Below are 20,444 nucleotides of genomic sequence, written 5' to 3'. Positions count from 1 at the left end.
CAAAAATTCAAAATGAGTCATTCATACCAAAATTCTAAATTTAAAATATCCGCTGTGAGGCACACGGTTTTAGAAGCTTGGGTCGAAGGACGAGGGGAGAGCTTGCATTGTAAAGTCAAAGCCACGGAGTAAATTGTAGTATTCTGCTAGAGTTTGGTTACATGCCTGTGAGTAAGTACCACTTTATGCAGCGATTGTTAGCACGTGTATGGCTTTGCTTAATTATTGCAATGAATTGAAATAATATGAAAAATTATCAAAATTAATGAAAATCATACGAAAAAAATGCAAATTCGCTTTAGTATGGGCGGTGTAAAAATACATTGCAGTAGGATTGACGAAATTACAGAGTGGGTTGATCGAAAAATAATGAAAAAAATGATGTTAGTGACATGCTTATGTTGGATGAGTTCAAGCGCTTTTGCTTTGGATTTAATGCAAGCCTATCAGCGTGCTCAAAATAGCGATCCGACTTGGCGCGCACAGCAATTACAATATCAGGCCGATCAATTAAATTTAGGGCTTGCGCAAGGCAATTTACTGCCAACTGTGACTCTGTCGGGCAATATCACCCGTAAAAGTCAGGAAATGAGTCGAGTCAATATTGCCAGTTCCTCGCCAGAGCTTTTAAGCAGTTCATCTTCAACTTCACGTCAAGTCGCGTTAACAGCACGTCAGCCTTTATTTCGTTGGGATGCTTGGCAAGCCCTGAAACAAGTCAAAACCTCGTTAAGCCTGAGTGAAGTCACCTTACGTTTACAACAACAGCAACATATTTTGAATGTATCAGAAGCGTATTTTAATGTGCTGAGACAGCAGTCTTTAACAACAGCATATTTACAAGAAGAAAAAGCTTTGTTGGAACAGCTCAATATGATGAATGCCAAACTGCGTGAAGGTTTGGTGGCTAAAAGTGAAGTCAGTGAAGCCAATGCGCAATATCAAAATGCACGAGCGAACAGGATTGGAACACATGTGCAGTTGGTTTTGGCACAAGAGCAGTTGGCACAATTGATTGGGCCATATCAAGAAAGTTTGGCAGTTTTGCGAGATGACTTTCAATTTCAAAAACCTGTGCCTGAAAGTTTAGAGGCATGGTCGCAATTGGCACAAACTCAAAATTTGGCTATTCAACAGGCACGTTTGCAGCGACAATATGCCGAAGATGCACGTCGGGTTGAACAAGCAGCACGTTATCCGCAGGTAGAAGCTGTGGGCAGTTATGGTTATGCCAAACAAAGCCCTGAAAGTATCATGTCGCCCGATGGTCAGTTCGACCAGGTCGGGATTGAAATGAACTGGAATGTGTTTAGCGGTGGGCGGGTCAATAAAAATGTGCAAAAAGCAGTGGTTTTGGTACAGAAATCTGAAGCCGAGCTAGATGCAGCAATCCGTAAAGCCAATACCGATGTGAAACAGGCATATTTACAAGTCGAAACTGATCAAGCCAAATTGCAGGCGCGACAGGCTGCAATGAATTCAGCAGATTTAGTGGCACGAGCATCCAAAGCGCAATATCAGGAAGGTTTAAAAACCATGGTGGATGTACTGTTGGCACAGCGTAACGCCTTTTCTGCCAAGCAGGATTATCTCAATGCACAGTATGACTATTTGAAGCATGTGTTACAGTTGAAAGCAGCCGTTGGGCAATTGACTGAACAAGATGTGCAGGAAATGAATGCTTGGTTGATTCGGAAAGCCATATAGGGTCTGTTGACATTTCATAAATGGCTTGCGCTGTAGGCTAAAACTGAGCAGATCAGGCATGAAACGCAGGGAATAGCGAGACTATTGCCAAGTTTCATAACGCAATCTGAGAAAGTTTTAGCCACATGAGCAAGAACAAAGCGTTGCTTTGTTTGCTGCGCAAGGGGGCGAGCATATTTTTGCTACTATTGCTTTATGAGTCAGTCATTTAGAATGACTAAATTTCCTGTCCCATGCCTTATATCAGCTAAAAAATATGCGTTGCCGCAAACATAGACGAAATGTCAACAGACCCAAGTCATTTTGTCATCTGAATGGCTTATGCTGTTTAAAGACAGAAACGATCAGACTTGAGAGTTTGGTGAGAAAATGTCATAAAAACGTCATCATTGCTGTGCTTTAATATTCAATCATTGCGTCAGTCTATCCTTTTGTTGTGGAGTGTATTCCTTGAGTACGAATAATCCTGTGTTAAGTCACCATATTTCTTCTCAGTTCAATGAAGATTTGCAGGATGTAAATACCAAATTTATGGCCATGGGTGGTTTGGTAGAGCAGCAGGTTGCCAACTCGATTCACGCACTCTTGGATACCGATGCAGCCTTGGCGGTAGAAGTTCAGTTCCAAGACAATGTTGTCAATCGCATGGAAACCGAAATTGATGAAGCCTTAACGTTGATTTTGGCGCGTCGTCATCCAGCCGCAATTGATTTGCGTATGGTGATTGCCATGTCTAAAGCCAATACTGACTTAGAGCGTATTGGTGATGAAGCTGCAAAAATTGCCCGTATTGCCCAAAACTTATGTGAAGAAGGTGGTTCGCCACGCGGCTATATGGAAACACGTCATATTGGTAACCAAGTGCGCGTCATGATTCACGATGCACTGGATGCTTTTGCACGTTTAGATGTCGATCAAGCACTGCGTGTTTTACTTGCCGATGCCGATATTGACCGTGAATATCAATCTGCAACACGTACTCTTATGACGTATATGATTGAAGATCCGCGTCATATTTCACGTGTGATTAATGTGATGTGGGTGTTACGTTCATTAGAGCGTATTGGTGACCACGCACGAAATATTTCAGAACAAGTGATTTATATGGTCAAAGGTTTTGACGTACGTCATACCAGCGTCAAAGAAATTGAAGAAAAAGTACAGGAACGCTAAGTTCAGCTTTTTTTTGAATATTCAGCCTCATCTAATGATGGGGCTTTTTTTTATGGCTTGAATGAGTCTTTTTGATTTTTGCTGATCTTTAAGATTTTGAAATAACCTGAATTTTGGATAAAAAAAATCTCAGACTTTGGGGGAAATCTGAGATTGAAATCGGGGATATTTATTATAGTGAGAGATAATTGCTTATCTCCTTGAAAATAAGTATAGGGAAATCACACTCAAGAATCATGTGGTTTATTGTAGTGGAATGTAGCGTTTTATATGCAAATGTATTTTTAAATTACATTATTTTTAGTGTGATTATTTTTTAAACTATTCTTTTTGAAATCAATAATTAATCTATTGTTAAGTGTTTTGTTGTGACTATAAAATATACGCTTCAATCGAGAAATAAAAATAGGAAATTAGCTTAACTTTTTGAATCTATTTTCATTTATTTAAAGTACTGTTGTTGTAATTCATCATAAATAAGATTATAAAAAAAGAGCCTTCGTAAAGACTCTTTTAATGATAATGCGAACAAGGTTTGAATTTTCTAAAATGAAAAACAGTACTTGCTAAAATGAAAAACAGTACTTGGATTAGTTTTGAGGTTTTAAGCCTTCTGCGACTTCCAAGCTGGCATCATTGTTGAGAAACTTCTCGCGTTGTTCTTCCAAAAACTTTTTCGCTTCAGGTTCAAACACATTTAAACGCTTTTCATTAATGAGCGTGGTTTGGTGTTTTAGCCATTCCTGCCAAGCCTGTTTAGATACCGTTTCAAGTAATTCTTGACCTTTGGCACCCGGAAAAGGAGCGAAATCCATCGCTTCCATATCGGTTTGATATTTACGACAAAATACTTGTTTAGACATCTCTCACTTCCTGATTATGCGTAAAGTTGAGCAAGACGTGTTTGGGCACGTTCAATTGCCGCTGCAACTTGTGCAGGCGCAGTACCACCAATATGATCACGTGCATTTATAGAGGCTTCAAGAGTCAGTGCTTTTTCAAATACATCAGCTTGAATTAAATCTGAGAATTGCTGTAATTGTTCTAGGCTAAGCTCAGACAAGTCTTTGCCTTCTTGTACACCCAATGCTACGGCTTTACCTACAATTTCATGTGCATCGCGGAATGCCACGCCATTTTTTACTAAGTAATCTGCAAGGTCAGTTGCCGTAGAGAAACCACGTAATGCAGCTTCACGCATTTCTGCAATGTTTGGTACTAAAGCAGGAATCATATCGGCAAATGCCATGAGCGAGCCGCGCACGGTATCAATTGCATCAAACAAAGGTTCTTTGTCTTCTTGGTTGTCTTTGTTGTAGGCAAGCGGTTGACCTTTCATCAGGGTCAACAGGCTCATTAAATCGCCATAAACACGACCTGTTTTACCACGCACCAATTCAGGCACGTCTGGGTTTTTCTTCTGCGGCATAATGGATGAGCCAGTGCAGAAACGGTCTGGAATATTCACAAATTTGAACTGTGCCGATGTCCATAAAATCAGTTCTTCAGACATACGCGACAAGTGCATCATAATTAAAGATGCAGCAGCGTTAAACTCAATCCCGAAATCACGGTCTGATACAGCATCTAACGAGTTTTCAGATACAGCTTCAAAGCCCAACAATTCTGCGGTAAAAGCACGGTCAATTGGGTAAGTGGTACCTGCCAAAGCAGCAGAACCCAAAGGCATACGATTAACACGTTTGCGGCAGTCAATTAAACGCTCAGAGTCACGTACCAACATTTCAAACCACGCCATAAGGTGATGACCAAAAGTCACAGGCTGTGCGGTTTGCAAATGGGTAAAACCAGGCATAATGGTGTGGGTGTTTTTGGCTGCCAAGCTCAAAATGCCGTGTTGTAATTTTTTTAATAATTCTAAAATAGCATCAATTTCGTCACGGACATATAAACGAATATCGGTTGCCACCTGGTCGTTACGGCTACGACCTGTATGTAATTTTTTACCTGTAATGCCAATACGTTGAGTAAGGCGTGATTCGATGTTCATGTGGACATCTTCAAGGTCAATACGCCATTCAAATTGACCTGCTTTAATTTCAGCCTGAATGGTATTTAAACCTTGAATAATATCGTCACGCTCTTCAGTCGTAAGTACGCCTACTTTGGCAAGCATCGTTGCATGTGCAATTGAGCCAGCAATATCTTGTTTATAAAAGCGTTGGTCAAATTGAACAGATGCTGTAAATTCAGCAACAAAAGCATCAGTCGCTTCAGAGAAACGACCGCCCCACATACCCGAAGTTTGGGCTTGTGACGGATTTGAGGAATTAGAAGATGTGGTCATATCGGCTCAATAAAGTAAAAAGCGGTGATTTGGACAAGAGTATAACAAATTCAGATTCACTTGCCGAAGAACAAGCCAATCAAACTTATGCTGATACGCAGGCAGAACAAAATTATGTGTATTTTTTTACGAAAATAGGGCGTTGGCAATATCTAATTGAACTATTTATTGGCAGTAATGCTTTGGCAATGGTCTTGGCTTTGGCTGAAGCACAGGGCTGGCAAGGTTTAAGTTTTACTCGGGTGCTGCAATATATTTTGTATATCAACTGGGTGGTATTGTGTTTTGCGGCTTTGGTTGAATTTTTTCAGGCACGTTTTTTACGCATGGGCTTGGCGCTATCGTTTATGGTGAGTTTTATCTTGCTGCAAACCATCGTATTGGTCACGACACTCAGTTTAAATACCTTATTGCATTTTGGGCAAAATTTTCATTTACAGCAGTTTAGTCTGGCTGAACTCATGCATGGGATTGGACTGCATTTGAGTTATGGTGTGATTTTGGGTGCGTTTTGTTTTCGTTATATCTATGTCCGAGAACAAGCTATTCAGCAGCGGCATAGCGAATTGCAAGCGCGGGTGCATGCTATGCAGGCCCGTATTCATCCACACTTTTTGTTTAACAGCTTAAATAATGTGATCAGTCTAATTGCAATTGATCCCGATAAAGCCGAGCAGATGCTGCTGAATTTATCACGTTTATTCCGTGCCAGTTTGCAGGAATTAAAACTGGTGAGCCTGAAAGATGAGATTGAACTTTGCCAGCGATATTTAGAGATTGAACAAATTCGTTTGGGTGATCGGTTGGCGGTAGAATGGAAAATTGAACAACCGCAACTGCTCAGTCAGGTACAAATTCCGTTATTAACTTTACAACCCTTGCTAGAAAATAGTATTTTTCATGGAGTTGAAAAAGTTTTAGCAAAGAGTACGATAAGTATATTGATCGAAATATTGCAAAACCAAGTCAATATTGTCATTACAAATCCGTATGTCAGCGATAAAATAAATTTAAGATCTGGACATGGGATTGCACTGCAAAACGTGGAACAGCGCTTAAAAGCGTATTATGGGCGCAGTGTTACTTTCAAAAATTATGCGGGGAATGGTATGTACACCACGGTGCTGCAATACCGTTATAAATAAAATAAGCTGTGATTGCTCTGATTTTTCTAGACTTGATAAAAATAAAGTTATTGACTTAAAAAGGAGGAAAAATGGACATCCTAATTTGTGATGATGAGCCTCTAGCTAGAGAGCGATTATCACGTTTGGTCACTCAACTGGGGCATCATGTGGTGGCAACGGCAGCTCATGGGCAACAGGCGATTGAACTGGCGGATGAACATCAGCCGGATGTCATATTATTAGATATTCAAATGCCGGGAATGGATGGTCTAAGTTGTGCTCAACATTTGCGTGAGCTTGACCCTATGCCAGCCATTGTGTTTTGTACCGCTTATGATGAACACGCACTTGATGCGTTTAAATCCAATGCGGAAGGCTATTTGTTAAAACCGATAATGCAACAGGAATTGCAACAGGTTTTAGATCATTTAACAAAACTCACGCAAGCGCAGATGAGTCATTTAAAACAAAAAGAAAATATGGACGAATTAAAAATAAAACGTCACCAAATCGCGGCGAAAACCTATCGCGGTGTAGAATTGGTGCCAATAGAAAATATCTACTATTTTTTAGCTGATCAGAAATATGTCACTGTGCGTCATAAAAATGGCAGTGTCCTGATTGATGAAACGCTGAAAGATTTAGAAACCGAGTTTGGTGATCAGTTTATTCGGATTCACCGAAATGCCTTGGTCTCGATTCAGTTTTTGGAGGGGCTAGAAGTGGTCAATTCAGGACAGTATCAGGTACGTTGCCGTGAGCTAGATGAGCGTTTGGCTGTTAGCCGACGACATTTGCCTTTATTGCGAGAACGCATCCAAAAACTCTAATTTGTCAGCATCATCGCAGATGAATACGCAACAGATTGATAAATCGGTAAAGAAATAGACTTGCATTTTTAGGGGATCAGGTTAAGTTTAGATGAACTTATTTATCTTGCTTAGCCACTATGATGAAAACCCTGAAAATTGCAACTCGACAAAGCCCGCTTGCGTTATGGCAGGCTGAACACATTCGTGCCCGCTTAGAGGCGATGCATGCCGATTTAACTGTTGAGTTGGTGACCTTTGTCACGCAGGGCGATAAAATTTTAGATACCCCATTGGCAAAAATTGGGGGGAAGGGCTTATTTGTCAAAGAATTAGAAGCCGCCTTAATGGATGGTCGTGCCGATTTAGCCGTACACTCTATGAAAGATGTACCCATGGCATTGCCTGAAGGTTTGAGCTTGGCGGTCATTTGTGAGCGTGAAGACCCGCTTGATGCCTTTGTATCGAATCACTATGCCAGTTTTGCAGATTTACCACAGGGCGCTAAAGTTGGAACTTCAAGCTTGCGCCGTAAATGCCAAATTTTGAAAGCGCGCCCAGATATAGAAATTATAGATTTACGCGGCAATGTGGGAACACGTTTATCTAAACTGGATGATGGTCAATATGATGCCATTATTTTGGCCAGTGCAGGTTTGAAACGTTTAGGTTTGGAGCAGCGTATTCGTCATACTATTCAGCCTGATCTGAGCTTACCTGCTGTTGGGCAAGGCGCTTTAGGTTTGGAGTGTCGTAGCCAAGATCAGGCGGTATTGGATTTGATTTTACCGTTGATGGATGCAGACACCAATGTGTGTGTACGTGCGGAACGTGCCTTTAATGCCTATTTGGAAGGTGGTTGTCAGGTGCCAATTGCAGGCTACGCAACTTTGCAGAATGGTCAGTTGCAGATTGAAGGTCGTGTTGGTAGTGTCGATGGGCAAACCATTCTTAAAGCTGTGCAATATGGCGCACCTGAGCAGGCTGAAATGCTAGGTGAAGAATTGGCAAAAGCTTTATTGGCACAAGGTGCGGGTGAATTGCTCAAAGCCTTGTATCAATAGTCCATATTGCGTCAAAAGCCTATGCTCTTCATTAATACCCGACCTCAAGATCGTGCAGAGGCCTTAACTCAGGCTTTGCAGCAACAACACATTGAAGTCATTGATTTGCCCTTGTTGCAGCTTTCTGCACAGCCGTGGTCGGAGCAGCTGGCTAATTTATATGACCAGTTGCCTAACACGCATATCATTGTGGTGGTTAGTCCTACTGCTGTCGATATTGGGATGCAATATTTAGCCCAAAGCCAAATATCATTGCAGGACTTGCAACGTATACGTTGGGTGGCTGTGGGCGAAAAAACTGCAGAAGTTTTAAGTGGATATGGTCTTCACAGTGAAGTCCCGCAGGTTGAAACTTCCGAAGGGATGCTGAGTTTGCCGTGTTTACAAAATTTGAAAGTCGGCACACAAATTGCCTTTTGGCGTGGAGAGGGCGGGCGGCAATTCATGATGCAAACGCTGCTTGATCAGGGGATGCAGATCCATAATTTTGTGTTGTATCGGCGGGAGTGTCCTGCCAGTTCTATTGAAAAAATGCAGGCAGTACGCGCGCGTTTAATACAATCTTCAGAATTTATCATGATGATCAGCAGTGAAGCCAGTTGGTTAAACTGGCTAAGCTTAATTCAGCGGGATTTCGATCTACTGAACAAAGGTCATTATTGGGTATTGGGTGATCGTTTAGAGAAAATTTTGCTCGATTATCAAACGCAGCATCATACAAAATATAACGTATTCAAGTTGACCCATTTAAAAACAGAATTAATATTGCAGCAAATGATGCGCATGCAAGGAAAACTATGAAAAAACTGGTTGTGATAGTGGTGTTGATCGCTTTGGTCTGGATCGTCAAATTAAGTTTTGATGTGATGCAAATTTCAGCGCAACAACAGCAACTCAGTCAAAGTTTGCATCTTGCAGAAAAAACCAATGCCAATTTAAATGATCAGTTGGTGGCTTTGCAGCGCCGTAATTATACCCAAGATGCGCCAGAACAGTCCGCAGTATCCAGCGCTGTGCAGCAAGAAGATGCGATTCAACCAGTAGATATGGTGGCGCAGCAATTGGACTTGGTGGAATTTTCCTTACAACAACAACAGTTTCACTATGCGACTGAAAAGCTAGCTCATTTAGACCGTGAGTTAAACGAATATGCTTTAGCTCCTGCTTTGAAACAAAGTTTGCACCAAGTTGTTCAGCAAGATCAGAAACAAATTCAACAATTTATAACAACACGTGATGCGCAATATCAACAAGTAAGTCAGTTATTGCAGCAATTAGATCAACAATTAAAACAGCAAGCTCAACAACCTGAGCTGAACCCTGCCGATGTCGATGATCGTTATTTTTGGCAAAAATGGCTGAGTATTGAATCTGCCAAGCAACCTGCGACACAGTTGATGCAGCGCCAGATTATTTTAAAAGAAGCACAATTGCGTCTATTGCTGGCTCGACAAATCTTTATACAAGGTCAATATGTGCAATATCAACAAGAAGTGAATGACATTATTCAGTTATTACAACAATTGCCTGATCAGAAAGCACAGCAATTGGTTCAGCAATTAGAAAAAATTAAAAATTTAAATATCGTTCCAACGCCAAGTTTAAAAACACGTGCTTTATTGGGGGCGGTATAAATGAAACAGATTTTACTCGCCTATGTGGTGGTCAGTATTGTACTGGTCGCTTTGCTGAGCGTACTGAGTTATGGGCATGGTTCAGGCTATGTTTATGTGTATTGGCGCGAATGGCAATTGCAAACCAATATTTGGTTGTTGTTGTTCTTTTTCTTATCGATCAGTGTTTCACTACAAATTTTATGGTTGTTGTTAAAGCGCTATTTTAGCCGTGAGCAGCGTAAGGTTGAAACAGTATTTAACTTTAAAAATCTGCATCCTTATGAGCAATTCGCGGTCATTTGGTTGCTAGATGCTGCAGAAGATCAACACCAGTTTATTCGACAGGTGTTTGCCCAGTCAGGTTTGCTCAAAGGAGTGATGGAAGCACGTATGCACTCCATCCAACAGCAATATCCGCAAGCGTTGGCTGCCTTAAATCAAAGCAGTGCCATGGCGTTTGAGTTGGCAGAAATACAGCGTATTGAAATTTATTTGGCGCAGCAACAACCTGAACAAGCTTTGACGCATTTAGAGTTTTTGAATCAGCACGAATTATCGCCGTGGTTATTTAAAGTCAAAACGGCTTATCAAAAGCGTCTAATTGCCTTGTGGGGCGAATTTGCCACGCAATATCCTTGGCATTATTTACGTTCGACCAAATACGGGCATTTAGATGCAGACACCAAGCAAAAGTGGCTGACTGAGTTATTAACCCAATTTGAGCAGGCTGATGCAGAAAATTTACAGGCTTTGCAGCAGCGTTATAGTGATTTAAGTGAGCAGATTTTCAGTCAGTCTTATGCCATTCAGGTGTTGTGGTTGAAGTTATTGTCGCGTCTGCCTGATTTGGCCGCACAACATGAACGTCTTGCGGTACAGATGTTGAGTGAACAGTTTAATCAGGAAGTGTTTTATTTATGGTTCCAACAGCAGTTGTTAAAACAACAACCTGATTATGCCAAAATTGAAAAGCAAATAAATCTGTGGGAACAGAAATACCCTGCATTACCTGTATTTAGTTTTGCCAAATGGCATATTTTTACAGCAACAGCGCGTTATTCAGAAGCCGAGCAATTACTGGATTTATATCCTGAACACGTATTAATGAGTTATTTAAGAGTTAAATCTAATTTAAAAGATCAGCCTGATTTATTAAAACAGTTAAATTTAATCTTTGAAAATAATTCTAATTTTGTCGAAATTAAAATTTAAAGGTGAGTTGTGTTAACACTAGCAGATTATCCAATTGTTTTTGAGCAGCGTGTCGCATGGGGAGATATGGATGCTTTTGGGCATGTCAATAATGTGATCTATTACCGTTATATTGAAAGTGCGCGTTTATATTATTTAGACCATTTAAAAATTTTACAGCAAGATGTTTTGACTGTGATTGCCTCAAATCAGTGCAAATATATGCGCCCTGTGGTTTATCCTGATATTTTAAAAATTGGTGTTCGGGTAGAAGAATTGCGTAATAGTGCCATGCGTATGCATTATTTAATTTACAGTGAAGCACAGCAAATGGTGGTGGCAGAGGCAGATGCGGTGATTGTATGTGTAGATCGCGTCAATATGCAAAAAACCTTAATCCCTGAAAATGTACGCGCGGGTATTCATAAAATAGAAAAAACCGTACAGCATATTCTTGATTAAATCTTAATAATCAGTTCATAATATGTCCGACTGTTATTTATATGTAGAGTAGTGGATTTTTTATTGACGCTTCGGTTTGATAAAAATAGAATGAATCTGCTTAATTTAATAACTGAATATAAAAAGCATAGTTTTTGGAGTAAGTATGATGCCTGATATTAGCAATTTGTCTGTAGAACAGTTAAAGCGTTTACAAGCTGAAGCGGAAGCATTAATTGCCACGAAAAAAGATCAAGCGATTGAAGATGCCTATAATCAAATTTTAGCGATTGCAGACAATTTGGGTTTAAGCATTGAGCAGATTTTGGAAGTTGGCGAAAGCAAGCGTAAGAAAAGCCCGCGTAAAACAGTAGCGCCACGTTATCGTAGCAAAACAAATCCTACAGATACTTGGACTGGTCGTGGTAAAAAACCACGCTGGTTAGTCGCTGAATTAGAAAAAGGCGCAAAACTTGAAGATTTTCTAATCTAAGCTTCATCAATTTGTCATTGATTTGACTTAGAGTTCAAAAACCAAGCAATACGGCTTGGTTTTTTTATCTGTATCAATTGGCGACGCCGAAAAAGTGTGCATAATGTGTGAGTGTTATAAAAAGTCATTCATAGAAAAATTAGTAAGGTTGGTCGTGGTGGCATGATAAAGAAACCCAAATACATCACGTGGTGGATTTTCGCCCTCATTGCATTTTTGTTTTTTGTGTTATTACAAATTCCAGCAGCGTGGTTAATTTCAAAATTTTATAAAAATAATCAGACCTTACATAATGTGAGTGGCAATATCTGGAAGGGGCAAGCCGATTGGCATAAGGGACAGTTACGTGGTTCTTTAAGTTGGAATACACGTCCTTTAGATTTAGTTTTATTGCGTGTCGCTGCCGATGTTGAAGTGCATAGTGGCAATACTAAACTCGAAGGTATTGTTGGCTATCGTTTTGGTAGCGTCTTGGTGCAATCTTTAGATGGACAGGTTGCGCCAGAAACCTTAAAAAGTATCGTGGACTGGCAGTGGCCAAGTAATGCAATTCAACTCAAAGATATCCATTTGAATTTTAAAAAACAACAAGGCTTCACCAAAGCCAAAGGACAACTGCAGTGGGCGGGTGGTGAATTGCTGTATCGTTTTGCTCAGCGCCAAGACCGTATGAATATCCCCGCGTTAAAAGGCAGCTTGTCCGATGAAAATGGCAAACTGTTATTTGATATTCGCGATCAACGTGAACAAAAGATGTTGAACATTGCGCTTGATCAAAGCTTGATGCTAGATGTGCAACTCACGCAACGCTTATTGATGAATATCGCCTCTTATGAAGGCAAAGCGGGCTTAGATACCTATGTGATCAGCACTCGCCAACCTCTATTAAAAGGAGGTTTCTAATGCGTACACTCTCTGAACGATTAGGGAATTTGCACTGGAAGCAGTTTGATCGTGCTGCGCCAGTATTTTTAGCTTTTTTGATTTTGTATCTGTGTTGGAAACTGGCGAGTTTATTTTGGTGGGTTGTTGCGCCGCCCCAAGTCATGCAAATTGATCGGGTGGAGTTGGGTTCACAGCAACCACAAATCCCGAATATTACCTCCTTTGCATTGTTTCAAGAACTTGGGCGCAGCAACACTGCCGATGATCAATTAAATATGACTTTGCAAGGTGTAGTGGTTGGGCAGCCGAGTCAGTTTTCTTCTGCGGTCATTAAAGTGAATGAGGTGGCAGAGCGTTACCGTGTGGGTGATGTGATTGATTTGAGTCAGTACCAATTGGCAGAAGTTTACTGGGATCGGGTGATTTTACGTCATAGCAGTGGCGCGACGCGTGAAGTATTGTTTAAAGGTATTGAAAATGGTTTAAATCAACCTATCGCACCTTTAATTCCAAGTGGTAATCAAGCTCCTGTAACTGCACCTACGCAGTCCGCACAACCGAATAATGCCATTGGACAGGCAGTACAGCGCATACAGGAAGATCGCGAACAATACTTAAAAGAGATGGGTGTTGAAGCAAATACGGGCAATGGTTATGAAGTGACTACACGTACGCCAGCCGCTTTAAGAAATAAACTGGGTTTACAGCCAGGTGACCGTATTTTGTCTTTAAATGGGCAAAACGTCGGGCAAGGACAAAGCGATGCACAATTGCTTGAACAGGCACGTCGTGAAGGTCAAGTGAAATTAGAAATAAAACGTGGTGATCAAGTGATGACCATACAACAAAATTTTTAAATGGATCGGCATCGTAACTACATGCAGAGACATATTTAGGGTTAGGAAACACAGTAGATTATGGCTTTATTGAATTATGAGCGTCCATTTTGGGCATTACTGGCTGCTGCACCGCTTGTTGCAATGGTGAGTACTGCAAGTCATGCGCAAACCTGGAAAATTAATTTACGTGATGCGGACTTAACTGCATTTATTAATGAAGTGGCCGATATTACGGGTAAGAACTTTGCAGTCGATCCGCGTGTGCGTGGCAATGTCACGGTGATTTCCAACAAAGCCCTGAATAAAAATGAAGTCTATGACCTGTTTTTAGGCGTATTGAATGTGAATGGTGTGGTGGCAATACCATCAGGCAATACCATTCGCCTTGTACCTGACAGCAATGTAAAAAGCTCAGGCATTCCCTATGATGGTCGTCAAAATGCGCGTGGTGACCAAATTGTAACGCGAGTGATTTGGCTAGAAAATACCAATGCCAATGACCTGATTCCTGCTTTACGTCCGCTCATGCCGCAGTTTGCGCATTTGTCTGCGGTCGGGGGCACCAATGCTCTAATCGTGTCTGATCGTGCCAGTAACATTTATCAGTTAGAAAGCATTATTCGTAACCTAGATGGTACGGGGCAAAATGACATTGAAGCGATTAGCCTGCAATCCAGTCAAGCCGAAGAAGTCATTGGCTTGCTTGAGTCGATGAGTTCGACAGGGGCAGCGAAAGATGTTAAAGGTTCGCGTGTGCGTATTGTGGCGGACAACCGTACCAATCGTATTATCATCAAAGGCGATACCGCAACACGTAAACGCATTCGTCAAATGATTGAAATGATGGATGTGCCTGCGGCAGATCGTTTGGGTGGTTTGAAGGTTTTTCGCTTGAAATATGCCAGTGCACAGAATTTAGCAGAAATATTGCAAGGTCTGGTTTCAGGACAGGCGGTGAGCAGCAGCTCTAATGCAAATAGCAACAGTAACAACAACAGTGCTAGTAATTTAAGCAGCACCAATAACAACACAGGTAATTCATCGACTATTTCCACCCCAAGTATTAATTTGGGTGGCAGCTCGAATAGCAACAATCAAAACAACATCACCAGTTTTAATGGTAATGGTGTCAGTATTATTGCCGATGGCTCGCAAAATGCTTTGGTGGTCAAAGCCGATCCGCAGTTGATGCGTGAAATTGAATCGGCCATTCAGCAACTAGATACCCGTCGTCAACAAGTGTTGATTGAAGCTGCGATTATAGAAGTGGAAGGTACCGATGCCGACCAATTGGGTGTGCAGTGGGCATTGGGCGATTTAAGCAGCGGTATCGGTCTAATTAATTTTGACAATATTGGTGCAAGTTTAAAAAATGTTGCTGCAGGCTATTTAACTAGTGGTGCAGCAGGCGCAGGCAGTGCGATTGGTGCAGGTACGTCATTGGTGTTGGGTGATTATCGTGAAGGTCGTGATGGTTCACGCAAGCTATATGGTGCGATGATTCAGGCCTTGAAGGAAAAAACCAAATCCAATTTATTGTCTACGCCATCTATTGTGACCATGGACAATGAAGAAGCCTATATTGTGGTTGGTGAAAACGTTCCTTTTGTAACAGGTTCATTATCTACCAATGGTGGTGTGGCAAATCCGTATACCACTATTGAACGTAAAGATGTCGGGGTTACTTTAAAAGTCGTGCCACATATTGGTGAAGGCGGAACACTACGCTTGGAAGTTGAACAAGAAGTGTCAGATGTCAAAGCCAATAAAGGTCAGGCGCAGGATTTAGTCACCAGCAAACGCGCAATTAAAACTTCTATTTTGGCCGAGCACGGACAAACCATTGTCTTAGGTGGCTTAATTTCTGATAACTCGGTTTATAGTCGTCAGGCTGTGCCAGGTTTGGGTGCTATTCCAGGGTTGGGGCGTTTATTCCGTTCCGATGGTCAATCTAATCAAAAACGTAATTTATTGATTTTTATTCACCCAACCATTGTGGGAGATAGTCAGGATATTCGCCGTATTTCGCAGCAGCGTTATAGCCAATTGTATAGCCTTCAGTTGGCAATGGATGCCGATGGTAGCTTTGCTAAACTGCCTGAGAATGTTAGCGATGTTTATCAGCAGCGTTTGCCTGTATCTCGAGTTGCGCCGCAAACAGGAACTTATCAAACCTTACCATCAGCAGTGTCTGCAAACCGCACAGCAACGGTGGTGAGCACCCCTGTTGCGATTGAGCCTGCGGTACAGCGCCAAAACGTAGTTTTGCCGCAGCAGGAAGTCAGCAAAACTAAAAATACAGTCACTACGACCACAATTCGCGCTACACCTTAATCGTATCCTGCGCAGATTGTGGTTGAGGGCATGTTATGATGTCGCCAAATCACACGAGAGAAGTTATTTATGACTTGGAAAATACAAGCAATTAGCGGTGAATTTACTGGCCAAGAAATTAGTATCGACCGTGATATGTTGGTGGGGCGTCATCAAAGTGCAGATTTGGTGCTGCAATCGGCAGAAATTTCACGTAAACATGCGGCTTTTTTACTTAAAGAACAAGCGCTGTATGTGCAAGATTTAAATTCTTCCAACGGCACTTTTGTAAATGATTTACGCATTGCCGATGAAACCTTACTTAAAGAAGGTGATATCGTCCAATTTGCCAGCTTAAAGTTTTCAGTATTTGCGCCTGCGGTTGAATTGGAACATGCGGCAGATATCGCCGAAACTGCTGAAAAAGTCACAGCACAAACAGAAAAAACACCTGCACAGCAAATGAACGAGCAGGGAATGCCTGAATTGAATCAACGTGACAGTTCTGTGCAATTAAACCGTGATGGTATGCCGCAAGGCGTGGCAGTACCAAAACCAGCACCTATTCCAGAAGGCGTGGATATTCATGCAGTTCCAGCAGAGCCAACACCTGTGTCTGTCGAGCAGCCTGTTTCTCGTGTGGAACAAGAGAAAGAACAGCAAAAAAATGCTTCTGTTGGCTTGATTTCACTGATTGTCTTGGTGATTTTGGCAGTTTTGGCTTGGCTATTGTTTAAATAAGCAGCCTTTGCTTTACAATCAAGGCATGCGATCGCATGCCTTTGTTCATTTAGGGGGAAGAATGTCTATTGCTCAGCTTGATACACGTCAAGTCATTTTATTTGATTTAGATGGCACTTTGGTCGATTCTGCGACAGATTTATACCGCGCCATGAACATGAGTTTAAATGCACTGCAACTGCCTTTGGTAACACTGGAACAAGTGCGAACTTGGGTGGGGAAGGGAACTGCGGTATTTTGCAATAGTGTCTTATCGCACTTAATGGGCGAAGTTCATCCTGAACAGCAACAACAGCTACTGAACACCTTCTTAGAAATTTATAATGCCGATCCGTGTATCGACACACAACCATTCCCGGGCATTATTGAATTTTTGGACTGGGCAAAAGTACAACAAAAAACCTTAGTTTGTGTGACCAATAAACCTGAACTACCTGCTCGTGCCATTGTTGAAGCATTAGAGATGCAACACTATTTTGCTGATGTGATTGGTGGAGATCGCTTTGAGGAGCGTAAACCACACCCGCGTCAATTGCTGCATTGTGTTGAACATTATCAAGTGGAGAAGTCTCAAGTCTTGATGATTGGTGATTCTTCTAATGATGTTGAAGCCGCGCGTCGAGCGGGGATTGATTGTATTGTGGTCAGCTACGGCTATAATCATGGTGAGCCGATTGCCAATTGTCAGCCGCAACAAATTGTGGATAATTTAACTGAATTGTTAAATATTTAAGATTCAAAAATCAAATAATTTTACGCTAATTGCTATAAAGGATATCAATATGAGTCAGGCTGTAATGCCCATATTTCGATGGCGACGCTAGTCAATCTACAACCGTCCTTCACTTCGTCTTATCGAAAACATTGCTACATCGAAATATAGAGAGCTTCACATGACCACTCTGACTCAATTTGAACAACTTAAAGCAGCAGGCTACAACCTCATTCCTGTATATCGCCAGCGTTTGGCCGATACCGAAACTCCATTGTCGGTATTTGCACGTTTGAAGCAGCATCAACAAGCCTATTTGTTTGAGTCTGTAGAAGGTGGTGAAAACTGGGCACGTTATTCAATTATTGGTTTGGGTGAATCTACAGTTTTCTCCTGTAATGCGGGTGAACTCACCATCCAACATGCTGACGGTTCAATCGAAAAACAAACTTGTGCACAGCCGTTTCAGTATATCCGCGATTTTCAAGCGCAATTTAAAGTGCCTACGCAAGCTGACTTGCCTGAATTGCCAAGCTTTACAGGTGGTTTGGTGGGTTATTTTGGTTACGATGCAGTGCGTTATATCGAACCGCGTTTAAAAAACGTGCCTGCAGCAGATCCAGTCGGTTTGCCTGATATTTGGATGATGTTGTCTAAAACAGTCATCGTGTTTGATAACTTAAAAGATACCTTGTTCTTAATTGTGCATGCCGATGCAGCGCAGGCAGATGCTTATGACAAGGCACAACAACAACTCGATGCACTAGAAGAAATTTTAGCAACCCCGATTAGTCTAAAAGCAGAAAAACATACGCCACCACATTTTGAATCGCTTACAGGCAAAGAAAAATTCTTGGCGACCATTGATACCGTCAAAGAATACATTCGTGCAGGCGATGTTATGCAAGTGGTGCCTGGACATCGCATGGTGTCAGATTTTGATGGTGAGCCGTTACAGGTTTATCGTGCTTTGCGCCATCTCAACCCATCGCCGTACTTATTCTTGGTACAAGGCAAAACTTTGGGCGATGATCAGCCATTTCATATTGTCGGCTCATCACCTGAAATTTTATCGCGTTTGGAAAATGGTATTGCCACTGTGCGTCCTTTAGCAGGCACACGCCCGCGCGGTAAAACCAAAGAAGAAGATTTGGCACTTGAGCAAGATTTGTTGTCGGATGAAAAAGAAATTGCCGAACACTTAATGCTGATTGACTTGGGGCGTAATGATGTCGGGCGTATCGCCAAAATTGGTAAAGTACAAGTGACTGATCAAATGGTGATCGAGCGTTATTCGCATGTCATGCATATTGTGTCCAATGTGCAAGGTGAAGTGCGTGACGATGTCGATGCTTTGGATGTTTTTCAGGCAACTTTCCCTGCAGGGACACTTTCGGGTGCACCAAAAATTCGTGCCATGGAAATTATTGATGAAGTTGAGCCTGTAAAACGTGGTGTTTTTGGTGGTGCTGTTGGTTATTTAGGCTGGCATGGCGAAATGGACATGTCGATTGCGATTCGTACCTGTGTTATTCGTCAAAATAAGGTCTATGTACAGGCAGGCGCAGGTCTAGTTGCGGACTCAAATCCTGAATCTGAATGGAATGAAACCCAAATAAAAGCTCGCGCAGTGATCAAAGCGGTTGAATTATCATCAAATGGATTGATTTTATGAGTTTTTAGCGTTTTTTTTGAAAAAAACACTTGCACGGATTTCAAGTTTTGCTAAACTGCACACCGTTCCGATACGAAACGTACGAAACACTAAGAAACGCCGGCATAGCTCAGTTGGTAGAGCAACTGACTTGTAATCAGTAGGTCCACAGTTCGAATCCGTGTGCCGGCACCATCTTAGGGAGTTTGAGTTGTTAAGTAAAGAACGAACACTGAGTAAGTGTGAAAATGGTGGGATTCCCGAGCGGTCAAAGGGAGCAGACTGTAACTCTGCCGCGTAAGCTTCGAAGGTTCGAATCCTTCTCCCACCACCATTAACTTCGATAGAAGTGGTAATTACCAACATAGATGCGGGAGTAGCTCAGTTGGTAGAGCGGCAGCCTTCCAAGCTGCATGTCGCGAGTTCGATCCTCGTCTCCCGCTCCATCGAAGGATTTGTCGCTCTTATAGCTCAGTGGTAGAGCACTCCCTTGGTAAGGGAGAGGTCTCGAGTTCAAATCTCGATAAGAGCTCCAGATACAGTTTAGCGATTATTCGCACAAGATTTTCAAAAAGCAGGCTTATTAGTCTGCTTTTCAAGTATTAGGTGTCTAGTTTTTTAGGCGATATGTCGGGGCAGAGTTTTACTCAGCATTGTGTTCGACGTAAACGAGGAAGATGAACATGGCTAAGGCTAAGTTTGAACGTAATAAGCCACACGTTAACGTGGGCACAATCGGTCACGTTGACCATGGTAAAACAACTTTAACAGCTGCGATTGCTACAGTATGTGCACGTAAGTTTGGTGGTGAAGCGAAAGATTACGCTGCTATCGACTCTGCACCAGAAGAAAAAGCACGTGGTATTACAATTAATACTTCTCACGTAGAATACGACTCTCCAACTCGTCACTACGCGCACGTAGACTGCCCAGGTCACGCCGACTATGTTAAAAACATGATCACTGGTGCTGCTCAGATGGATGGTGCGATCCTTGTTTGTTCAGCGACTGATGGTCCAATGCCACAAACTCGTGAACACATCCTTCTTTCTCGTCAGGTAGGTGTACCTTACATCATCGTATTCTTAAACAAATGCGATATCGTAGACGACGAAGAGTTAATCGAATTAGTTGAAATGGAAGTTCGTGAACTTCTTTCTACTTACGACTTCCCAGGCGACGACACTCCAGTAATCCGTGGTTCAGCACTTGCTGCACTTAACGGTGAATCAGGTCAATATGGCGAAGATGCTGTAGTTGCTCTTGTTGAAGCGCTTGATACTTACATCCCAGAGCCAGTACGTGCAATCGACCAAGCATTCTTAATGCCAATCGAAGACGTATTCTCTATTTCTGGTCGTGGTACAGTAG

The 20,444-nt window shown here is 41.9% G+C and carries 19 protein-coding genes and 4 tRNA genes; 21 read left to right on the top strand and 2 right to left on the bottom strand.

Going from position 1 to position 20,444, the window contains the following annotated elements:
• The first annotated feature begins 369 nt into the window (after positions 1 to 369).
• On the top strand, positions 370 to 1,707 hold the full coding sequence (locus tag FTT74_RS10320) for a TolC family outer membrane protein (RefSeq protein ID WP_104852922.1): 1,338 nt from the start codon (positions 370 to 372) through the stop codon (positions 1,705 to 1,707).
• A gap of 450 nt (positions 1,708 to 2,157) precedes the next feature.
• On the top strand, positions 2,158 to 2,880 hold the full coding sequence (gene phoU / locus FTT74_RS10315) for a phosphate signaling complex protein PhoU (protein ID WP_004975736.1): 723 nt from the start codon (positions 2,158 to 2,160) through the stop codon (positions 2,878 to 2,880).
• A 590-nt stretch (positions 2,881 to 3,470) separates the two neighbouring features.
• Here the strand turns inward: phoU and FTT74_RS10310 are convergent.
• Both FTT74_RS10310 and argH read right to left on the bottom strand, forming a co-directional pair.
• The gene (locus FTT74_RS10310; RefSeq protein ID WP_004975738.1) at positions 3,471 to 3,743 is read right to left on the bottom strand and encodes an oxidative damage protection protein; all 273 of its coding nucleotides are present in this window, start codon (positions 3,741 to 3,743) and stop codon (positions 3,471 to 3,473) included.
• 14 nt (positions 3,744 to 3,757) lie between these two features.
• Positions 3,758 to 5,188, bottom strand: a complete 1,431-nt coding sequence (gene argH, locus FTT74_RS10305; protein WP_179988992.1) for an argininosuccinate lyase — start codon at positions 5,186 to 5,188, stop codon at positions 3,758 to 3,760.
• Here argH and FTT74_RS10300 point away from each other — a divergent pair.
• The 19 genes from FTT74_RS10300 to FTT74_RS10210 form a co-directional block, all read left to right on the top strand.
• Positions 5,179 to 6,333 (top strand): sensor histidine kinase, encoded by a 1,155-nt coding sequence (locus FTT74_RS10300; protein ID WP_131260983.1) that lies wholly within the window; start codon positions 5,179 to 5,181, stop codon positions 6,331 to 6,333. The genes argH and FTT74_RS10300 overlap by 10 nt on opposite strands.
• A gap of 71 nt (positions 6,334 to 6,404) precedes the next feature.
• A complete protein-coding gene (locus FTT74_RS10295) occupies positions 6,405 to 7,145 on the top strand; it encodes a LytTR family DNA-binding domain-containing protein (RefSeq protein ID WP_104852924.1) in 741 nt (246 codons plus the stop codon).
• 122 nt (positions 7,146 to 7,267) lie between these two features.
• Entirely contained in the window at positions 7,268 to 8,188 is a 921-nt protein-coding gene (hemC, locus tag FTT74_RS10290) for a hydroxymethylbilane synthase (protein ID WP_131261008.1), read from the top strand.
• Between the two features lie 21 nt (positions 8,189 to 8,209).
• Complete coding sequence (locus FTT74_RS10285) at positions 8,210 to 8,989, top strand: uroporphyrinogen-III synthase (protein WP_131260981.1); 780 nt, start codon at positions 8,210 to 8,212, stop codon at positions 8,987 to 8,989.
• Positions 8,986 to 9,822 (top strand): hypothetical protein, encoded by an 837-nt coding sequence (locus FTT74_RS10280; protein ID WP_004975747.1) that lies wholly within the window; start codon positions 8,986 to 8,988, stop codon positions 9,820 to 9,822. Before FTT74_RS10285 ends, FTT74_RS10280 begins: the two co-directional genes overlap by 4 nt.
• Positions 9,823 to 11,016: a heme biosynthesis protein HemY gene (locus FTT74_RS10275; RefSeq protein WP_179988991.1), complete on the top strand. Its 1,194-nt coding sequence runs from the start codon at positions 9,823 to 9,825 to the stop codon at positions 11,014 to 11,016.
• Positions 11,017 to 11,025: 9 nt separating this feature from the next.
• Positions 11,026 to 11,457, top strand: a complete 432-nt coding sequence (locus FTT74_RS10270; protein ID WP_179988990.1) for a thioesterase family protein — start codon at positions 11,026 to 11,028, stop codon at positions 11,455 to 11,457.
• Positions 11,458 to 11,602: 145 nt separating this feature from the next.
• Positions 11,603 to 11,929 carry an H-NS family nucleoid-associated regulatory protein gene (locus FTT74_RS10265; RefSeq protein ID WP_070155499.1) on the top strand — a complete coding sequence of 109 codons (327 nt, stop codon included), beginning with the start codon at positions 11,603 to 11,605 and terminating at the stop codon, positions 11,927 to 11,929.
• 162 nt (positions 11,930 to 12,091) lie between these two features.
• Positions 12,092 to 12,832 carry a type II secretion system protein N gene (gspN, locus tag FTT74_RS10260; protein ID WP_096901906.1) on the top strand — a complete coding sequence of 247 codons (741 nt, stop codon included), beginning with the start codon at positions 12,092 to 12,094 and terminating at the stop codon, positions 12,830 to 12,832.
• Entirely contained in the window at positions 12,832 to 13,671 is an 840-nt protein-coding gene (locus FTT74_RS10255; protein WP_004975757.1) for a type II secretion system protein N, read from the top strand. The genes gspN and FTT74_RS10255 overlap by 1 nt, the downstream gene beginning before the upstream one ends.
• Positions 13,672 to 13,731: 60 nt before the next feature.
• Positions 13,732 to 15,987: a type II secretion system secretin GspD gene (gene gspD / locus FTT74_RS10250; protein WP_179988989.1), complete on the top strand. Its 2,256-nt coding sequence runs from the start codon at positions 13,732 to 13,734 to the stop codon at positions 15,985 to 15,987.
• A gap of 69 nt (positions 15,988 to 16,056) precedes the next feature.
• Entirely contained in the window at positions 16,057 to 16,707 is a 651-nt protein-coding gene (locus tag FTT74_RS10245) for an FHA domain-containing protein (RefSeq protein ID WP_179988988.1), read from the top strand.
• Positions 16,708 to 16,768: 61 nt separating this feature from the next.
• Complete coding sequence (locus FTT74_RS10240) at positions 16,769 to 17,440, top strand: phosphoglycolate phosphatase (RefSeq protein ID WP_179988987.1); 672 nt, start codon at positions 16,769 to 16,771, stop codon at positions 17,438 to 17,440.
• A 160-nt stretch (positions 17,441 to 17,600) separates the two neighbouring features.
• The gene (gene trpE / locus FTT74_RS10235; RefSeq protein ID WP_104852931.1) at positions 17,601 to 19,094 is read left to right on the top strand and encodes an anthranilate synthase component I; all 1,494 of its coding nucleotides are present in this window, start codon (positions 17,601 to 17,603) and stop codon (positions 19,092 to 19,094) included.
• Positions 19,095 to 19,192: 98 nt separating this feature from the next.
• A tRNA-Thr gene (locus FTT74_RS10230) sits at positions 19,193 to 19,268 on the top strand.
• A gap of 55 nt (positions 19,269 to 19,323) precedes the next feature.
• Positions 19,324 to 19,407: transfer RNA gene (locus FTT74_RS10225), tRNA-Tyr, on the top strand.
• 36 nt (positions 19,408 to 19,443) lie between these two features.
• Positions 19,444 to 19,519: transfer RNA gene (locus tag FTT74_RS10220), tRNA-Gly, on the top strand.
• A 14-nt stretch (positions 19,520 to 19,533) separates the two neighbouring features.
• Positions 19,534 to 19,608: transfer RNA gene (locus tag FTT74_RS10215), tRNA-Thr, on the top strand.
• Positions 19,609 to 19,756: 148 nt separating this feature from the next.
• Positions 19,757 to 20,444 (top strand): GTP-binding protein (locus FTT74_RS10210; protein ID WP_179988986.1); only part of this gene is annotated, 688 nt, incomplete at its 3' end.

It is taken from the genome of Acinetobacter sp. YH01007, from assembly GCF_013420425.1.
GTDB lineage: Bacteria > Pseudomonadota > Gammaproteobacteria > Pseudomonadales > Moraxellaceae > Acinetobacter > Acinetobacter towneri.
This window is presented reverse-complemented; position numbering and strand designations above follow the sequence as displayed.